16 protein-coding genes are annotated in these 18,479 nt (G+C 60.9%); 14 read left to right on the top strand and 2 right to left on the bottom strand.

Annotation, left to right across the window (positions count from 1 at the left end; translation table 11 throughout):
- Positions 1-28: 28 nt before the first annotated feature.
- Together cgtA and proB are read left to right on the top strand one after the other, a co-directional pair.
- A complete protein-coding gene (gene cgtA / locus GH975_RS10150) occupies positions 29-1,237 on the top strand; it encodes an Obg family GTPase CgtA (protein ID WP_153714411.1) in 1,209 nt (402 codons plus the stop codon).
- Positions 1,234-2,331: a glutamate 5-kinase gene (proB, locus tag GH975_RS10145; RefSeq protein ID WP_153714410.1), complete on the top strand. Its 1,098-nt coding sequence runs from the start codon at positions 1,234-1,236 to the stop codon at positions 2,329-2,331. The genes cgtA and proB overlap by 4 nt, the downstream gene beginning before the upstream one ends.
- Positions 2,332-2,400: 69 nt before the next feature.
- On the opposite strand, the gene rpsT is transcribed toward proB, so the two are convergent.
- On the bottom strand, positions 2,401-2,670 hold the full coding sequence (gene rpsT / locus GH975_RS10140) for a 30S ribosomal protein S20 (protein WP_153714409.1): 270 nt from the start codon (positions 2,668-2,670) through the stop codon (positions 2,401-2,403).
- Positions 2,671-2,707: 37 nt separating this feature from the next.
- On the opposite strand from rpsT, the gene murJ reads away from it, so the two are divergent.
- The 12 genes from murJ (at position 2,708) to GH975_RS10080 (ending at position 17,978) form a co-directional block, all read left to right on the top strand.
- Positions 2,708-4,309, top strand: a complete 1,602-nt coding sequence (gene murJ / locus GH975_RS10135; protein ID WP_153714408.1) for a murein biosynthesis integral membrane protein MurJ — start codon at positions 2,708-2,710, stop codon at positions 4,307-4,309.
- 87 nt (positions 4,310-4,396) lie between these two features.
- Positions 4,397-5,290 carry a bifunctional riboflavin kinase/FAD synthetase gene (gene ribF, locus GH975_RS10130; protein ID WP_246164717.1) on the top strand — a complete coding sequence of 298 codons (894 nt, stop codon included), beginning with the start codon at positions 4,397-4,399 and terminating at the stop codon, positions 5,288-5,290.
- Complete coding sequence (gene ileS / locus GH975_RS10125) at positions 5,287-8,100, top strand: isoleucine--tRNA ligase (protein ID WP_153714406.1); 2,814 nt, start codon at positions 5,287-5,289, stop codon at positions 8,098-8,100. The genes ribF and ileS overlap by 4 nt, the downstream gene beginning before the upstream one ends.
- The gene (lspA, locus tag GH975_RS10120) at positions 8,097-8,579 is read left to right on the top strand and encodes a signal peptidase II (RefSeq protein ID WP_153714405.1); all 483 of its coding nucleotides are present in this window, start codon (positions 8,097-8,099) and stop codon (positions 8,577-8,579) included. Before ileS ends, lspA begins: the two co-directional genes overlap by 4 nt.
- Complete coding sequence (locus GH975_RS10115; RefSeq protein ID WP_153714404.1) at positions 8,554-9,003, top strand: FKBP-type peptidyl-prolyl cis-trans isomerase; 450 nt, start codon at positions 8,554-8,556, stop codon at positions 9,001-9,003. Before lspA ends, GH975_RS10115 begins: the two co-directional genes overlap by 26 nt.
- 1 nt (position 9,004) lies before the next feature.
- Entirely contained in the window at positions 9,005-9,958 is a 954-nt protein-coding gene (gene ispH, locus GH975_RS10110) for a 4-hydroxy-3-methylbut-2-enyl diphosphate reductase (RefSeq protein ID WP_153714403.1), read from the top strand.
- A 132-nt stretch (positions 9,959-10,090) separates the two neighbouring features.
- Positions 10,091-10,627, top strand: a complete 537-nt coding sequence (locus GH975_RS10105) for a GspH/FimT family pseudopilin (protein WP_153714402.1) — start codon at positions 10,091-10,093, stop codon at positions 10,625-10,627.
- Complete coding sequence (gene pilV / locus GH975_RS10100) at positions 10,618-11,070, top strand: type IV pilus modification protein PilV (RefSeq protein WP_153714401.1); 453 nt, start codon at positions 10,618-10,620, stop codon at positions 11,068-11,070. Before GH975_RS10105 ends, pilV begins: the two co-directional genes overlap by 10 nt.
- Positions 11,067-12,086: a PilW family protein gene (locus GH975_RS10095; protein WP_153714400.1), complete on the top strand. Its 1,020-nt coding sequence runs from the start codon at positions 11,067-11,069 to the stop codon at positions 12,084-12,086. Before pilV ends, GH975_RS10095 begins: the two co-directional genes overlap by 4 nt.
- Positions 12,083-12,703: a pilus assembly PilX family protein gene (locus tag GH975_RS10090; protein ID WP_153714399.1), complete on the top strand. Its 621-nt coding sequence runs from the start codon at positions 12,083-12,085 to the stop codon at positions 12,701-12,703. Before GH975_RS10095 ends, GH975_RS10090 begins: the two co-directional genes overlap by 4 nt.
- Complete coding sequence (locus tag GH975_RS10085) at positions 12,703-17,568, top strand: pilus assembly protein (protein WP_153714398.1); 4,866 nt, start codon at positions 12,703-12,705, stop codon at positions 17,566-17,568. The genes GH975_RS10090 and GH975_RS10085 overlap by 1 nt, the downstream gene beginning before the upstream one ends.
- A complete protein-coding gene (locus tag GH975_RS10080) occupies positions 17,547-17,978 on the top strand; it encodes a type IV pilin protein (RefSeq protein ID WP_153714397.1) in 432 nt (143 codons plus the stop codon). Before GH975_RS10085 ends, GH975_RS10080 begins: the two co-directional genes overlap by 22 nt.
- Here the strand turns inward: GH975_RS10080 and GH975_RS10075 are convergent.
- Positions 17,975-18,454, bottom strand: a complete 480-nt coding sequence (locus GH975_RS10075) for a GspH/FimT family pseudopilin (RefSeq protein WP_153714834.1) — start codon at positions 18,452-18,454, stop codon at positions 17,975-17,977. The genes GH975_RS10080 and GH975_RS10075 overlap by 4 nt on opposite strands.
- Positions 18,455-18,479 lie beyond the last annotated feature (25 nt).

Here is an 18,479-nt window from a genome sequence, read left to right as displayed (position 1 = left end):
GCGGGGCTTTTTTGTAGGTGGCAACTAAATGAAATTCGTCGACGAGGCGTTGATTCGTGTTGAAGCAGGCAAAGGCGGCAATGGCTGTCTGAGTTTCCGGCGCGAAAAATATATCCCCAAAGGTGGCCCTGATGGGGGTGACGGTGGTCGTGGTGGCTCGATTTTTGTCGAGGGCGATGACTCCCTGAACACCCTGATCGATTTCCGATACCAGCGTTTGTACCGTGGTCAAAGCGGCACCGGTGGTATGGGCCGTGAAAAGAGTGGCCCCAAGGGCGAGGACATGATCCTAAAAGTGCCGGTTGGAACGTCGATTATCGATGTCGAAACCGAGACGTTGTTGGGTGATGTGACTCACTCGGGGGAGCTGATTTGCCTGGCCGAAGGTGGTCACGGTGGTCAAGGCAACACCCGTTTTAAAAGCTCGACCAACCGCGCACCGCGCAAAACCACGAATGGCAAGCCCGGCGAAGAGCGCGATTTGCGCTTGGAGTTGCAGGTTCTGGCCGACGTCGGCTTGGTGGGTCTGCCGAATGCGGGCAAAAGCTCTCTGGTATCGATGATTTCGGCGGCCAAGCCGAAAATCGCGGATTACCCCTTTACCACCTTGGTGCCCTCGCTCGGTGTGGTTCGGATTAACTCCCATCGCAGCTTTGTGATTGCGGACGTACCGGGATTGATTGCCGGGGCGGCCGAAGGCGCGGGCTTGGGGATTCGTTTCCTCAAGCACCTGACCCGTGCGCGTATTTTGCTGCACCTGGTTGAGCTGGATCCGCTGGATGGCAAAGACCCCGTCGAGGCCTTTCAGGAAATTTCGGACGAGTTGGCGCGGTTTAGCCCGACCCTGGCTGGGCGCGAGCGCTGGCTGGTGGTTAACAAGGCCGACACGGTGCCCGAAGACGAATGGGACGACCATTTGGAGCGTATCCGTACGACCCTGAACTGGGACGGCCCGGCCTACATTATTTCGGGCTTGCTAGAACAAGGCACTCAGATTTTGTCGCAGGATCTGATGATTCGTTTGGAATCAATCTGGGCTGAAGAAGAAGCCACGCCTGATTTGGCCGATGACGAGCGTATGACGCGTTTGCGTATGGCCGAAGAAGCCCGTGAGCAGCTTAACGCCGTGCGCGACGCGCGCCGTGCCGAGCGCGCGGCGGCCAAGCAAGCCAAGTTGGACGCGGTGTCGGACGATGATGATGACGACGGCGACATGGAGGTTGTGTACGAGCAATGAGTCGTTTCGTTGTGAAGTTGGGGTCGGCGCTGCTGACCCAGGCGGGACTGCGACTGAACGAGCCGGGGATTTCTGACTGGACTCGGCAGATCAGTGGTTTGATCAAGTCTGGCCACCAAGTGGTGGTTGTCAGTTCCGGTGCGGTTGCGGCTGGGTTGGGGGTGCTTGGGTTGACCCATCGCCCGACCGACATGCCGACGCTACAGGCCGCCGCCGCCGCCGGTCAGTCTGGTTTGGCGACGGTCTGGGAAACCTGCTTTCGACTGCAGGGGTTCGCTGCCTCCCAGATCCTGCTAACCCATGACGACTTATCGGATCGCGGGCGTTACCTGAACGCCCGGGCGACGCTGCTGCGATTGATGGATTTTGACGTCGTCCCGGTGGTCAACGAAAACGACACCGTGGTGACCGACGAAATTCGCTTCGGTGACAACGACACGCTGGCGGCCTTGGTCGCCAACCTGATTCAAGCGGATACCCTGATCATCTTGACCGATCAGCAGGGGATGTACCGCGAAGACCCGCGTATGAACCCTAATGCCGAGCTGTTAACTCAGGTCAACGCGTTGGATCGTGGGTTGGATGCCATGGCGTCCGGTGGCACCGGTTCGCTGGGCCGTGGCGGCATGATCACCAAAGTTAGGGCGGCGCGGCTGGCCGCTCGCTCCGGTGCAGAAACCGTGATTGCCCATGGCAAAACGCCGGATGTGATTGCGCGTATTGCCCGGCGCGAATCCGTCGGTACCCGTTTCAATGCGCCGGAAGCGGCGGAAACCGCACGCAAGCGCTGGTTGGCGGGGCACTTGCGCGTCAAGGGGTCGGTGACCTTGGATGCGGGCGCCGTCGAGGCGGTGCTCAAGGGTGGGCGCAGTGTGTTGCCGGTGGGTGTAGTTGCCGTCCAGGGCCAATTCCATCGCGGTGAAGCGATTGCTGTATTGGATGCCGCGGGTACTCAGTTGGCGGTTGGCTTGGTTAATTACGATGCCGACGAGGCGCGCCTGATTCAGGGTGTCAGTAGCCGTAACTTAGCGAAGCACCTGTCGGTTCCGGGTGAGCCTGAATTGATTCACTGCGACAACTTGGCGTTGCGCTAGGTGGCATCGATGACATGTTCAGACGAAAAAAAACCGGCGCAAGCCGGTTTTTTCCGTCAGTCGCTTCAATTAAGCGGCTTTCAACGCCTTGATGCGAGCGTTCAAGCGGCTCTTGGTGCGAGCTGCTTTGTTGGCACTGAAAATGCCTTTGTTAACCATCTTGTCGATTTCGGGCTGTACGGCCTGAAATGCGCTGCTGGCTGCGTCAGCGTCAGCTGCGTTCAATGCCACAATCACTTTCTTGATCGTGGTACGGACGCGAGACCGAAGGCTGGCGTTGCGAGCCCGGCGGCCTTCCGCCTGGCGTGCGCGTTTGCGTGCTTGAGGACTATTGGCCACCTCGAATGCTCCTGTATTAGTAAATCGTCACGAACCCATGTGGGCTCGAAAGGCGCGAAAAGATATACAAACCACCAAGGGATGTCAATTGCGTAAGCGACTATTTCGTTCGGGAATGATTGTTTCTTCGATGACCATGCTGTCGCGTGTGGTCGGGCTGCTGCGTGATGGTGTGTTGGCGGCCATGTTTGGAGCCGGTGGCGGTGCCGACGCCTTTTTTGTGGCGTTCAAGATTCCGAACTTTTTGCGCCGTTTGTTCGGCGAGGGCGCCTTCGCCCAAGCCTTCGTGCCGGTGCTGGCGGAAACCATGGGGCGCGATCCCAACGACCCGCGCGCGGTGCGGGCCTTGGTCGCCGCCGTATCCGGGGTGCTGTTCGCGGTCTTGGCGCTGGTGACGCTGGCGGTGGTGATGGCGTCGGATTACGTGGTTTGGGTGTTTGCACCGGGGTTTGCGGCCGACCCGGCCAAACTTGGCTTGGCCGGTGACCTGTTACAGCTGACCTTTCCGTATTTGTTTTTTATTGCCGGCGTAGCCTTTGCCGGCAGCATCTTGAATGCCCATGACCGCTTTGCGGTGCCGGCGTTTACGCCGGTGCTGTTAAACCTCAGCTTAATCGCCAGTGCGATCTGGTTATCGCCGCACTTGGAGGTGTCGGTGATGGCGTTGGGCTGGGGCGTATTGATCGCCGGCGCCACACAGTTGGCTTTTCAGTTGCCGTTTTTGGCGCGACTTGGGTTGTTGCCACGGCCGCGTTGGCAGCCCCGTGATCCGGGTGTTCGTCAAATAGGCCGATTGATGCTGCCGGCCCTGTTCGGTGTTGGCGTCAGCCAGATCAATCTGCTGTTGGACACCATTCTGGCGTCGTTTTTGGAGAACGGCAGCGTCTCGTGGTTGTATTACAGCGACCGCCTGGTCGAGTTGCCGCTGGGCGTAATTGGCATTGCCATTGCGACCGTGATCTTGCCCAAGCTTTCGCACGCCGCGGCGGCCAAAACCCCGGACGCGACCAACCAAATCCAGGATTGGGGGTTGGGTATTTGCGTGATTTTGGGGGTGCCGGCGACTGCGGCGTTGTGGCTGTTGGCCGAGCCGCTGCTGACTACCTTGTTCCTGTATGGGGCGTTGGAGCTGCGCGACGTCACCCAGGCCAGTTTGTCGTTGCGGGCCTACGCGCTGGGGTTGTTGCCGTTTATGTTTATCAAGGTGTTGGCGCCGGGTTATTTTTCGCGCCAGGACACGCGCACCCCAGTGCGCATTGCGATCTGGGCCATGGTCGCCAATATGGCCTTTAATTTGGCTCTGATCGGCCCGCTGGCGCACGTCGGATTGGCCGCGGCGACCAGCCTCTCTGCGGCTCTGAATGCCGGTCTGCTGTGGCTCGGTTTACGCCGGCGTGGCTGGTATCAACCGCGCCTAGGCTGGCGCCGCTTGATGGTTCAGGTCGGGGTGTCCAGCGCAGTGATGGCGGCAGTGTTGGCGGTCGTCGCGGTCCAGATTGGTGAGTTTTCACAGCTGTCCATGCTGGCCCGTGCCGGTTGGGCGGCGGTGCTGGTTGGCAGTGGTGTCGCAAGCTACGTGGCGGGGCTCTTGGTGCTGGGATTCAAACCCGCCGGATGGCTAGGGTCTGAGCGTGATTAAGGCTATACTCCGGCCCCTTCAATCGTGAGGTGATGCGTGCAGATTCGTCTGGCAACAACAGGGCAGGGATGGGACTCTCGGGGTTCGGTGGCAACACTGGGTAACCTCGACGGCGTTCACCGTGGCCACCAGGCAATCTTGGCCCAGGCCCGTCACAAAGCAGACAGCCTAGGGGTGGCGTCAATCGCGGTGGTGTTCGAACCACAGCCGCGCGAATTTTTCGCCCCCAACGATGCGCCGGCACGGTTGACCCGACTGAAAGAAAAATGCCACGCCCTGGCCGGTTTGGTCGACGGCGTTCAGGTGCTGCGATTTAACGGCGCCTTGGCGGCGCAGCAACCGGAGGCCTTTGTAGAACACTGGCTGGTCCGCGAGCTGGGGGTCAAGCACCTGGTCGTTGGCGATGACTTTCGCTTTGGCGCCCGCCGTGCCGGTGACTATTCACTGCTACAGCGGATGGGCGTTGACGCAGGCTTCGACGTCGAACGAACGCGGGAGGTCCTGCACAAGGGTCGCCGGATTTCCTCGACCTGGGTTCGTCAGGCCCTGGGTGCCAACGATTTGGCCCTGGCCGAGTCCTTGCTGGGACGGCCTTATCAAATGCTCGGACGGGTCGGTTACGGCATGCAGCTGGCGCGGACCTTAGGATCGCCGACGGCGAACCTGCGCATTAATCGCAAAGTGTCGCCCTTGAAGGGCGTGTTTGCGGTCCGCGTCGATGCCCCCAGCGCCGGCCTGGTGGATGTCCCTGGCGTGGCTAATCTTGGTTCGCGGCCCAGTATCCCGGATCGTGACATGGCGCTGGAAGTGCACCTGTTTGATGTTGACGCTGATCTTTACGGCCACGAGCTGCGGGTACGTTTTATCCACGCCCTGCGCCCGGAACAAACCTTTGCGGGGCTTGACGCCCTGAAACACCAAATTCACCTTGATCACCAAGCCGCGCGTGCGGCGCTGGCACACCCAACGGACACGTTATGACCGATTACAAAAGCACCTTGAACTTGCCGGAAACGGATTTCCCTATGCGTGGCAATTTGCCTAAGCGCGAACCGGACATGCTGGCCAGCTGGGAGGCCCGCGGCTTGTATCAGGCCATGCGCGATGCCCGCGCCGGGGCGCCGAAGTATGTCTTGCATGACGGCCCTCCCTACGCCAACGGCGACATCCATATTGGCCATGCGGTCAACAAGGTGCTCAAAGACATCGTCATCAAGTGCCACGTATTGGAAGGCTTTGACGCCCCGTACGTGCCGGGCTGGGATTGCCACGGCTTGCCGATTGAGCACAAGGTCGAAACCACGATCGGCAAGATCGGCAAAGAGTTTGCCGACGCCAATGCTTTTCGCGACGCCTGCCGTGCCTACGCTCACGAACAAATCGACATTCAAAAAGCCGGCTTTAAGCGACTCGGCATTGTCGGCGACTGGGACAATCCCTACCTGACCATGAACTTCGAAACCGAGGCGGAAATTGTTCGTACGCTCGGTCGTCTGGTTGCCCAGGGTCACCTGCGCAAAGGCGAGAAGCCGGTTTACTGGTGCACCGATTGTCAGTCGGCCTTGGCCGAGGCGGAAGTCGAGTACGCCGACAAAACCAGTCTCAACGTCGACGTTGCCTTCCCGGTCCAGGACACCGCCGAGTTGGCCCGGCGCATGGGTGCGGACGAAGCCAACGGCGCATCGGTGGTGATCTGGACCACCACGCCCTGGACTTTGCCGTCAAACCGCTTCGTGTGTGTCGGCGATGCCCTGGACTATGTCTTGGTGCGTCTGGTCAAAGACGGCGTCGCGCGCACCCTGGTGGTCGCCGAAGGCCTGTTAATCACGGTGCTAGCGCGCTGGGGCGTGGCCACTCACCAGGTCCTGGGCCGTGCCAAGGGACCGGAGCTGACCGGGTTGATACTGCAAGCCCCCTGGGGCGACAGCGTGCCCCTACTGGACGGTGATCACGTGACCCTCGAAGCCGGTACCGGCTGTGTTCACAGTGCGCCTGCGTACGGCCTTGAAGACTTTATGGTGGCCCAGCGCCACGGCATCGAGAGCCTAAGCCCGGTTCAGGACGATGGCACCTTTCCGGCTGACTTCCCAGTCATCGGCGGCATGCACGTGCAAAAATGCGGCAACCGCGTCGCCGAGTACCTCGAAGATCAGGGTGTGCTGGTCCACAAAGACCGCCAGGCCCACAGCTACCCGCATTGCTGGCGCCATAAAACCCCGGTCATATACCGTGCCACGCCGCAGTGGTTTATCGCCATGCAGGGCGGGTTGTTGGACAGCGCGCGCACGGCCGTCGACAGCGAGATTACCTTTACCCCGGAGTGGGGCCGCAACCGGTTGTCGGCGATGCTGGCGGATCGTCCGGATTGGTGCATTTCGCGCCAGCGTAACTGGGGCTCGCCGATCACCTTGTTTGTGCACAAACAAACCATGGAATTGCACCCGGACACCGAGTCATTTTTCGAGCCGATTGCGGCGCGCATCGAGCAAGGCGGGATCAATGCCTGGTTTGATTTGGACGCGCGCGAACTGCTTGGCGATGATGCCGATCATTACCGCAAAACCACGGACATTCTGGACGTGTGGTTTGATTCGGGGGTGACTCACGCGTCGGTTTTGGCCAAGCGCGATGAACTGACCTTCCCGGCGGATCTTTACCTGGAGGGGTCCGACCAGCACCGTGGATGGTTCCAATCGTCCTTGCTGACGTCGGCGGCGTTGCACGGTCACGCCCCCTATAAGGCGCTGTTGACCCACGGTTTTGCAGTCGATGCTAAGGGCCGCAAGATGTCCAAGTCCGAGGGCAACGTGGTTGCCCCACAGACCGTGATGGACAAAATGGGCGCGGATGTTTTGCGTTTGTGGATTGCCGCGACTGACTACACCAAAGAGCTGGCGGTTTCGGATGAAATCCTCAAACGCACTGCCGATGCCTACCGCCGAATTCGCAACACCTCGCGCTTTATGTTGGCCAACCTCAGTGGTTTTGATCCAGCCACCGACCAGGTCGCCACTGCCGATCTGGTCGCGTTGGACCGCTGGATCCTGGCCCGCGCCTCGGATCTGCAATCACAGATCCGTGGGCACTACATGCGCCACGAGTTCGGTGCCGTCTATCAGCTGGTGCACAACTTTTGCGTCAACGAACTGGGCGGGTTTTATCTGGATATCGTCAAAGACCGCCAGTACACCTGCCAAGCGGACGGTCACCCGCGGCGTAGCGCGCAAACCGCGTTGTACCACTTGATTGAAGCCTTCAGCCGCTGGATTGCGCCGATCTTGTCGTTCACCGCCCAAGAAATCTGGGCCGAAATCCCCGGCCAGCGCCGCGAATTCGTGTTTGCCGATCAGTGGCATACCGATATGAACGTCAGCTACGCGGACGATTTGGACAATGATTTTTGGCTGCGGGTGCTGGCTGCGCGTGACCTGGTTAACCAGGCCATTGAAGTCGCCCGTAATGCCAAGGTGGTGGGTGGCTCGCTGGAAGCGGCAGCGACTATTTACGCGGACGACACCATGTACGCGGCACTGGCCCATTTGGGTGACGAGTTGCGTTTCACCACGCTGACCAGCGCCGTCAGCCTGGCGCCCTTGGCGGATGTGCCCGCGGATGCCCACCGTAACGAAGCAGGCAACCTGGGTGTCACCATCGCGGCGGTGAGCGACGCCAAGTGCGAACGCTGCTGGCACCGGGTGCCGGATGTCGGTTCGGACCCCGCGCACGCCGACATTTGCGGGCGCTGTGTCAGCAACATCCACGGCGACGGCGAGGCCCGCCAATTCGCATGAGTGTGACGCGCTTGGGGTGGACGATTGCACTGGTGCTGTTGGCGCTGGATCAGGCCAGCAAGTACCTGGCGCTGAGTCTGCTCGATACCTACGAGCGTGTGGCGGTGTTGCCGTTTTTTGACTGGGTGCTGCTGCACAACACCGGCGCCGCGTTCTCGTTTTTGGCGGGGTTCGAGGGTGGCCAGCGCTGGTTTTTGCTGGCCGTTGCGGTGGTCGCAGTGGTCGTCATTCAGCGCTGGTTTCGGACCGCCAGCATGCCGGTGGCGGTGTGCTTGGGATTGATCCTGGGCGGGGCCATTGGCAACGCTTTGGACCGCGCATTTTTAGGGTCGGTCACCGACTTTATTTTGCTGCATTTTCGCGGCTGGTATTACCCGGCCTTTAATGTCGCCGACATCGGCATCACATTAGGGGCAATCGGACTTTTATATGACGGATTTAAGGAGTGGCGCCGTGAGCGAGCTAACCATATCGGCTGATACCCAAGTCACGCTGCACTTTGCGATCAGCCTCAAAGGCGGGCACGAGGTGGACTCGACCTTTAACAAGACCCCGGCGACCTTTGTAGTCGGCGATGGCAATTTGCTACCGGGCTTTGAGCAGGCCCTATTCGGCCTCAAATCCGGCGATGAAGCGAGTTTGGACATTGCGCCGCACCAAGGCTTTGGTCAGCCCAACCCAGACAATGTCCAGCGCATGTCACGGGCGACCTTTGACGAGGACCTGAGTCCTGGGCTGATGCTGTCGTTCGCCGACGCCAATGGCTCTGAGTTGCCAGGTGTCGTCGATCGCATCGACGGCGATGACGTCTATGTCGACTTTAACCATCCCTTGGCCGGGCGTGACCTGGTCTTCAAGGTGGCTATTTTGGCCGTCAACCCTGCCCCGAACGCGGTCCAATAACATGGGCTTCGCGATTGAGTTAGCCAACCCGCGGGGCTTTTGTGCCGGCGTTGATCGGGCGATTGAAATCGTCGATCGCGCGATCGATGTGTTTGGCGCGCCGATCTACGTGCGCCACGAGGTCGTGCACAATCGCTACGTGGTCGATGGCCTGCGCGATCGCGGCGCGGTTTTCGTCGACGAACTGGACGAAGTGCCGGACAACAGTACGGTGATTTTTAGTGCCCACGGCGTCAGCTCCGCGGTCGAACGTGAAGCCTCGGCGCGCGGCCTGACCGTGTTCGATGCGACCTGCCCGCTGGTGACTAAGGTGCACATGGAAGTCGCCCGTTACGCCGCACGCGGTACCGAGTGTGTTTTGATCGGCCATGCCGGGCACCCGGAAGTGGAGGGCACCCTGGGGCGTTACGACAGCCGCCATGGCGGTGCGATTTACCTCGTCGAAACGCCGGATGACGCCCGCGCATTGGCGCCGCGCGATCCGTCGCAATTGGCTTTTGTGACCCAAACTACGCTCAGCATGGATGACACCGCAGACGTCATCGACGCCTTGCGCGACACCTTCGAGCACATCGTCGGCCCGCGCCGGGACGATATTTGTTACGCCACCCAGAATCGTCAGGATGCGGTCCGCGGTTTGGCCGAGAACGCGGATCTGGTGTTGGTGGTCGGCAGCGTCAACAGCTCCAATTCAAACCGGCTGCGCGAGCTGTCCGAGCGGGCGGGTACGCCGGCTTATTTGATTGATGACGCCGGTGACTTGAACGCGGCTTGGGTTGAGGGCTGTCAACGCGTCGGTGTCACGGCCGGAGCGTCAGCACCGGATGTGTTGGTGCGCGGTGTGATCGAACGCTTGCAGGCATTGGGTGGCGAGTCGGTGACCGAACTGGACGGTCGCCCGGAAAACATCACCTTTAATCTGCCGAAGGAATTAAGAATTATTGACGCCACTTAATGTGACGTAATTCCCATTATTGGCAATTTTCGTCCCATTCGGGCGCGTAAATTGACCGATCGTCCAATTTAGACGCCTCAAGTGACAATCTTAGACCACCCTTATGTTCTACAAACGTGAGGGTGGCAGGCAATGCATGGGCTCAGGGGCTTTACCTTAATTGAATTGCTGGTCTCGATGGCGGTGCTGGGCCTGGTATTGGCGATGGCAGTTCCGACCTTGAGTCAAAGCCGGCGCCAAACTGAGGTGAAATCTGTGCAAGCGCGTTTGTTGAATGACCTAACGCGCGCCCGTACCGATGCCATTAGCCGTGGTAACCCGGTGTCCCTGTGCGCGTCCTCCGATGGCAGTCACTGCGACGGTAGCTGGAATGGTTGGCTGGTGTTCGAAGGCCCCGTTCCGAACACCACCACCGCGGTCGTCAACCCGATCAGCCAACACTCCATTAGCGCGGTCGCGGTCACCGCCAATCGCACTCAAATCACCTTTGCCAGCTGGGGCGTAGTCGACGCGGCCCTCGAAGCGACCCTGTGCGATGGCCGGGGCGAGCTGAGTAACGCACGCGCCTTGCAGGTCTCGGCGTTGGGGCGCGCACGCACCTCGGTCGATGCCGATAACGATAGCGTCCACGAGGCCCCTAGCAGCGGGAGTGCACTGTCATGCGGTTAACCCGAGGCATCAGCCTGGTCGAGGTGCTGGTGGCGCTGCTGATCCTGAGCCTGGGACTGCTTGGATTTGCCAGCCTGCAAGCGGCCAACTTGAATCTGGGCAACGAGGCCTGGTTACGCTCCCAGGCCACGGTCATGGCGTCGGACATGATCGATCGAATTCGCGGTAACTCGACCACCTTCGAGGCCGGCCAATATGACCACGCCTTTGGTGCACCGGCGCCCTTGGCCCACGACTGCAGCGCGGTGGACTGTAACCCGATCGAACTGGCTGATTACGACCTGGCCGGTTGGCTGTCCGAGTTGGCTGCGCAACTGCCAGCGGGGTCGGGCCAGATTCAGCGAGACACCTCCGGTGCGATCACCGAACTGGTGGTCAGTGTGCGCTGGTTCGATCGCGCCGAGCAGGGCACGGCCACCCTGAACATGAGGGCGCAGCCATGAAACGCGGATTTTCGTTGGTTGAGCTGATGATCGCGCTGTTGATCGGCAGCCTGCTGATGGCCGGGGTGTTCACTGTGCTGGTCGGCGCGAAACAGTCCTATCGCGTCCAGGATGAACTCAGCCGGACCCAAGAAAACGCCCGATTTGCCGCCGAGTTTATCGCCCGTGATCTGCGCATGGCCGGTTTTCGTGGCTGTCGCCCCAGTTTGCCGATCACTCCAATGATTAACGCCGCGAGTGATTGGCGCTATGACCTCAATACGCCCATTCGCGGCTACCAGGGCATCGCCAATTTTCCAGTCGAATTCGACGCCGGCGCCACCATCGCGGCGTTTTCTAATGCCAATCATGACCCGGACGCCTTGGTCGTGGTGCGCGTGGATGCCGACAACACCCGAGGCGTGGGGACCGAAACGGCTGGCAATTTGACCTTAAGTGGCGCCCATGATTTCGCCCTAGGGCAAGTCATGGCGGCTTCAACCTGTGACGCCTTGACGCTGTTCCAGGTCTCGGCCGACAACACCGGTACGACCACGCTGGCGCACAATGTTGTCGCCGGGTTAAGCCCCGGCAACTGTAGCAACCGTTTGGGTGGCGACTGTGCGACACCTGCCGCGGGCGCCTTTGACCAAGGCGGTGTAGTCATGCCACTGGTTGGGCGTGCCTACTATTTAGCCAATGGCGTCGGCGGCGTGCCGGGGCTGTACCGCGTCGAGGTGGGGCCCAGCGGCGGCTTAACCCGTGACGAGTTGGTACCGGGAATCGAGGACATGCGCATTTGGTTTGGTCACGATTCGGACAACGACGGCGTGGTTAATCGCTGGCGCCGGGCGGGGGATCCCAGTTTGGATTTTTCTGAGGTGACCGCCGCGCGCGTCCAGATGCTGCTGCGAACACTTCAGGCCCCGGACGCCGAGGTTAAACCCTATGCCTTTGCCGGCGCCGCCATCACGCCTGCCGACGGCCATGTTAGGCGATCGTTCGTGACCACCATAAATCTTAGGAATCGATCATGAAGCGCCAACGCGGCGGGGTGTTAATCGCCAGTTTGGTGGTGTTGATGCTGTTGACGCTGATTGGCCTGTCCGGCGCAAGTTCGACTACCTTAGAAGAACGAATGGCCGGTAATTTTCGCGATCAACGGGTCGCATTCGAGGCCGCCGAGGCCGCCTTGGCGGTCGGCGAGCGCTGGGTCGAGAGTCAAACGCTGGCGCCCATTACAGGGGCCGGTAGCGCCTGCTTTGGCGCCGATTGCTTTGATGCTAGCTGTAGCAAAGGGCTGTGCTTTAACGGCACTTTGAGCGGTGCGCTGGCGACGGACTGTCGCCACAGCCCAACGGCAACGCCGGTTCATGCCCGTGGCAACGCGCTGGATGTTTGGAACGATACCAAGCGCCACCGCCAACTGGCCAGTCAGGATGAGCTGACCGGCTCGATCGGGGGCGCCACCTACATTGTCGAGTTTTTGTGTTTCGTGCGCTTGGACCCGCTGGCGCCACCCTCGGTGGATGCCCACGGCAGCGCTGCTTTTTTTCGTGACCATGGCGAAATGTTCCGCATCACCGCCATGGGCCGCGGCGCCACGCCCAACGCACGGGCCTGGGTTCAGTCCACTTATCGGAAGGTACGCTGATGAAATGGTGTTGGAGTTTGCCCTTGTACGGTCTCGCCATGGCGGCGGCGGCGACTAACCTCTCGCGCGATTACCAAGGTTTGCCGGCGGTCTTGTCCGGCGCCGGTACGCCGGTGGTGATGTTGGCCATGAGCCAAGATCACCAACTGTTTTACAAAGCCTATACCGACTGGGACGACTTGGACGGGGATGCCCAATCCCGACCCGAAACCACCTACGTTCACGCCATCGAGTACTTTGGCTACTTCGATTCGGATAAATGCTACCGCTACGACACCACCGATGACCTGTTTCAGCCGGACCGGACCGGTGCCGACGGCTACTGTGGCGGCAGCGGTGAATGGGCGGGTAACTTTTTGAACTGGGCGACCACGACCCGCATCGACGCGGTCCGAAAAATTCTGTACGGCGGTGCCCGCGTGGCCGCCAGCGGCAGCATTTGGAAGTCCGAGCACGAGTGGCAGTCCAGCGACGGTAGCTTACCGGCCCAGACGGTTTTGGAACGGGCTTACCTGCCTAACGATGCCCACAGCTTTGCCAAGTATTACCGCGGCCAGCTGGTCGACGGTGTCAATGACATTCGCTTGTTGACCCCCTTCACCACGCCATTAAGCGGTGATGCCCGGGATCAGGGTATTACGCTGTGCAACACCACGCGCCCGATCAATTCGTCCAACAATAATCAGTGGGTTTCCAGCAACGTCACCGCGCCGCCGCAAGTGCGCGTCGTGACTGGCAACCGCAGCCTGTGGGCGGCTAACGAACGCTGGCAGTGCCTGTGGAATGACGAACGCGGCGGGGTCAGCAATTCCAACGACCCCGCGGTGTCCGGGATCGATGCCTACTCGAGTTCGCCGGCCCAATCCGACGGCCTCGGATTTGGTTACGCAGGGGCCACCAGCAGTCAGGGTAATTATGTGGTCCGGGTACAGGTCTGTGCGCCCGGGTTAATTGGCTCGGAAAATTGTAAACAGTACCCCGATGGTAGCCTCAAGCCGGTCGGCCTGATCCAACAATACGGCGATGACGATCGAGTGTGGTTTGGCCTGATGACCGGTTCGTACCGCGCCAACAAGTCCGGTGGGGTGCTGCGAAAAAACCCCGGTAGCTTGGCCGACGAAGTCGATATCGGTGGCGATGGACGGTTTTTGCCGGCCCCGGGTGCCGGCAATATCGTCGCCACCTTGGATGCCCTGCGCCCGGTCGGCTACAACCATTCCGATGGTCGCTACAACGACCGTGACAATTGCGCGTGGGGACTGAACAGCTTCAACAACGATCGCTGCCGTAACTGGGGCAACCCGCTGTCTGAAATCGTTCTCGAGTGCTACCGCTACCTGGCGGGCAATCCGACGCCGACACCCGCCTTTGCCGCCGACGATTCCGGCTTGCCGTTTCTAAATGGCGACAGCCCATTGAACAACATGATCAGTGCCAGCTGGACCGATCCGCTGGCATCGACCAACAGCTGCGCCAAACTCAACGTGATCGCGTTTAATGCCTCCACCAGCTCCTACGACACCGACGAGTTGGCCGGGGTCGCGGATTTACAGACCCTAGACTCGGCCGACACCTTGACCGACCGCGTCGGCGCCGGCGAGGGCTTGCACGGACAACAGGCCTTTGTCGGTCGCGTTGCCGGTGACACCGACGAGCTGTGCACGCCGAAATTGATCACCCAATTAAGCGAAGTCCAAGGCACCTGCCCGGACGCTCCGCGCCTAGAAGGCGGCTATCAAATCGCCGGCTTAGCCCACCACGTCAACACCACGGATCTGCGTCCGCCACTGAGCCCCAGCAACGATCCATTTCCAGGCCAGCAAACCATCACCACCTATGGCGTTGCGCTGACCCCGACCCTGCCGAACGTGCAAATTCCCGTGCCCGGCACCGCTGGCCAATTCGTGCGCCTGCTGCCTGCGTGCTTCAACGAAGACGTCGGTGGCAACTGTGGGTTGGTCGATTTTAAGGTCACTCAAAGTCACACCGAAGTGGCCGGGATCGGTACCGGTGCGTTTTATGTCAACTGGGAGGACTCTGAGCAGGGCGGTGACTTTGACCAGGACATGAGTGGGGTCGTCAGCTACCGAATCAGCGCCACCGACATCGAGGTCACCACCGATGTGTTTGCCGAGTCGACCATCTATGACATGGGCTTTGGTTTTGTCATTTCCGGCACCACCCAAGACGGTTTCCATGCCTACAGCGGCATCGAAGGCTTTAGTTGGACCAACCCCGCCGGCGCCTTGGGCTGCACTAATTGCCAGCGCGGCGATGGCCCGGCGTCGCACACATTTACCTTAGGCAGCGCGACCACAGTATTGTTGCAGCAGCCGCTGTATTACGCCGCCAAGTGGGGCGGCTTTACCGACACCGATGACGATGGCACGCCGAATTTGCCGGCCGAGTGGGACCGCCGTGACAACAGCGACGGCAGCTTCGCCGCCGACGGCATCCCGGACAATTACTTTTTAGCGATTAACCCGGCCCAGCTAAACGCCCAGCTGGGGTTGGTGCTGGAAGACATCATCAACCGGACCGCCGCCGGTACCGGCGGGGCGGTGGTCGCCAACTCCGTCAGTGGTTTGGGCGCGGTCTACCAAGCGCTGTATCAGCCGCAATTTAAAAGCGGCAATGAATCCCTGGCCTGGGTAGGACTGGTCCACGCGCTGTTTATCGATGACAACGGGCGGCTGCGCGAGGACGGTAACGGCGACGGCGCCTTGGGTGGCTACAGCGAGGATCCGGTGGTTCAAATTGCCTACGATGCGCTCAGTGATCAAACCCTGGTTACGCGTTTCGAGTCGGCCGACGGCGGTGCCACCTTAAGCCAAGGCGGCCAGCCCGTGCCGCTGTCGGCATTACGTCCAATCTGGAACGCGCGCGATCGCTTGGCGACGCTGTCGACGCCGCAGTCCCAGCGAAACTACAGCGCAGTGGCGGATGACCGTCGCTATATCATCACCGCCGGTCCAGATGCGTCCGGGTTGATTGGCCGAGACCAAGTCCAGCCGTTTGTCACCAGCACCTTTCGTGATGATCTGGCCATGCGCCGCTCGCTCGACCTGCCCGGGTCAATTTTGCGTAATCGTTTGGTGCGCTGGTTACGCGGCCAAGAATACGACGAGTTCCGCTCACGCACCGCCGAATTTTTGAGTAGCAACCCAGGGCCCGACGTGTGGCGACTGGGCGATGTCATCCATTCGACGCCGACCCCGGTCGGTGCGCCCAACGCGGGCTACGACGCGCGCTTGGGTGACACCAGCTACCTCAGCTTTAAAAGCCACTACAAGGACCGACGCACGGTTGTGTATGTCGGGGCTAACGACGGCATGCTGCACGCCTTCAATGGCGGTTTTTGGAACGAAGGCAGCCTGCGCTTTGACTTACAAAGCAGCGCTGGCAATGAAACTGAGCACCCCTTGGGCAGCGAACTGTGGGCCTATGTCCCGTTTAACCTATTGCCGCATTTAAAGTGGCTGGTCGAGGACGATTACCCCCACGTGTACTACGTCGACGGGCGCCCACTGACCTTCGATGCGCGCGTGTTTGACCCCACCGACCCCGATCATCCTGGCGGCTGGGGCTCGGTGCTGGCGGTGACCTATCGCTTTGGTGGTGGCGCCTATTGGGTCGATTGGGACGGCGTTAGTGGCAATGGGCCGGGCGGCACGGACGCCGAGTTGCGCGCGCGTTCATCGGTGGTGCTGTTCGACATTACTAACCCCGAGCAACCGCCCCAACTGATGGCCGAGCTGACTGACAGCCAGCTCAACGACTTTTTCTTCACCACCGCCCAGCCGACTCTGGTCAGTGCGGCCGCGCCAGGGGTCGGCAATGATTGGGACAACCCGAGCCTGAACCAGTGGAAGCTGATGTTCGGCGCAGGTCCCGATTCGATGACCAGCGCGACCCGTGGGGCGGATGCCCAGGTCTACCTTTACGACCTGGCCAGTTTGGCCTTTGACGCGGGATATGCGCCGCTGATCCTCAGCGATACCAGCCTCAGCTTTGCCGGCGACGGTGTCGCCGCGGACTGGAACACGGATGGCGCCACCGATGCGGTCTACTTGGGCGTCACCGGCGGCACCGCGGCCAGCCCAACGGGATCGTTACGCCGATTGGTGCCGGACTGGTCAACCGGCAGCTGGAGCCAATCTGCGCTACTGGGCACCCAAATCGGCCAGGGTTTTAGCGCGGCCCCGCGCCTGGCCACCGACGCCGTCGGCCAACCCTGGGTGCTAGCCGGTTCGGGGCGTTTGTTCGTGTCCGCGGACAATCAAAGCTCGGTGACCCAGGCCTTTTACGGTATCAAAGAGCAGGGCGGTCAGGCGATCGACTTTGTTGACGTGACTGGGGTCGATGTTGATGACGATGGGGTCATCGCGCCGCTGGATTACACCGTCGACAATGACCCGGTCATGAGTTTGGATGACCTCAATGGCAAGGTCGCGGCCGCCGATGGTTGGCTGCGCTCGATGACGGTTGAGGGCGTGGCCCCGTCTGGGCGAGTGGTCGAGCCGTCTGCGGTGCTGGCGTCCTTGGTCTTGTTCACCGAATACGTGCCGGACGGCGCACTGTGCCAACCCAGCGGCAGCTCGCGCTTGTGGGGCCTGGATTTTAGTAACGGCGTGCGCGCACTGGATGCCGGCCTGATTGTCGGTGAGGGTGACGAGGCGGTCATTGTCGCCAGCGTCGCGATCAGTGCTGGCCTGGCTTTTAGCCCGCTCATCCACTCTTCGACGGGCGAGTTCGGCGGTAACCAGGTGATCGTCGCCGACGACAAGGGCGGTTACACCCTTCAGGCCGTGACTCTGCCTACCCTGCAAGGAGGCCGCGAATCATGGCGTCAAATCGAATGGTAGTGGCGCGCGGATTCAGCCTGATTGAATTGATGGTGGGGTTGGCGATCATCGGCATCTTGACCGCGATCGCGATCCCTAGTTACCAAACCACCGTCCAACGCAGCCAGCGCAGTGATGGTCAAATCGCATTGGTTCAGTTGACCCAGCAGCAAGAACGTTACCACTCGGTCAACAACACCTATGCCACAACACTGGTTGAGTTGGGCGCCGCAAGCGCAAGCGCCGAGGGCTTCTATAGCCTGTCATTAAGCAACCCTAGCTGCACCAACGCGGGCTACACAGGCTGCTTTGTGGTCACCGCTACGCCGACGGGCGCGCAAGCCGCGGACAGCGCCTGCGCGACATTAAGCCTAAACCAAAGCGGGGTGCGCAGTGCGACCGGCACGGGCGCGGGCGATTGCTGGCCTTAGCGGGCGCAGTCAATCGCGGTGCCGGCGCCGGTTTCGTGGACACCGTCGTGGTTACGGTCGGTGCTTCGCCGCAGTCGCCCGGCCCGCGACAGGGTTAAACCGCGGGCGTGTTCGAACGGCGCCACGCAAAACCACAGACTGCCATTGCTGGCGCCGCCATCGGCGCTGAATTGAATCGGCAGTGCTCGGAATCCGCGCCAACGGGCGTGCTCGGCGTTGGCGGTTTGCAGGGGCGCGCCGCGCGCGTCCAGCAGCCACCATTGGCCGTCAATACGATCGACCTGGACCGGGCTGGCACGGGTGATCGCGGTCGCCCGCGCCAGCATCAATAGCTTGGATAACGCCGCGCGCTGTTGATGGACGCGAACGCGCTCAAGGCTGGATTGGCCGCCGCTGGTAGCCAGTGTCGCTAACAGTGCAATCAACGCCACAACGATCAAGGATTCCAGTAAACTGAAGCCTGCATTTTTTCTCATGCCTGATAGTGGCGGGCGAGCGGCC

Source organism: Litorivicinus lipolyticus (genome assembly GCF_009650135.1).
Classification (GTDB): Bacteria; Pseudomonadota; Gammaproteobacteria; order Pseudomonadales; family Litorivicinaceae; genus Litorivicinus; species Litorivicinus lipolyticus.
Note: the sequence above shows the minus strand (reverse complement) of the source record. Positions and strands in the feature narration are given on the sequence as shown.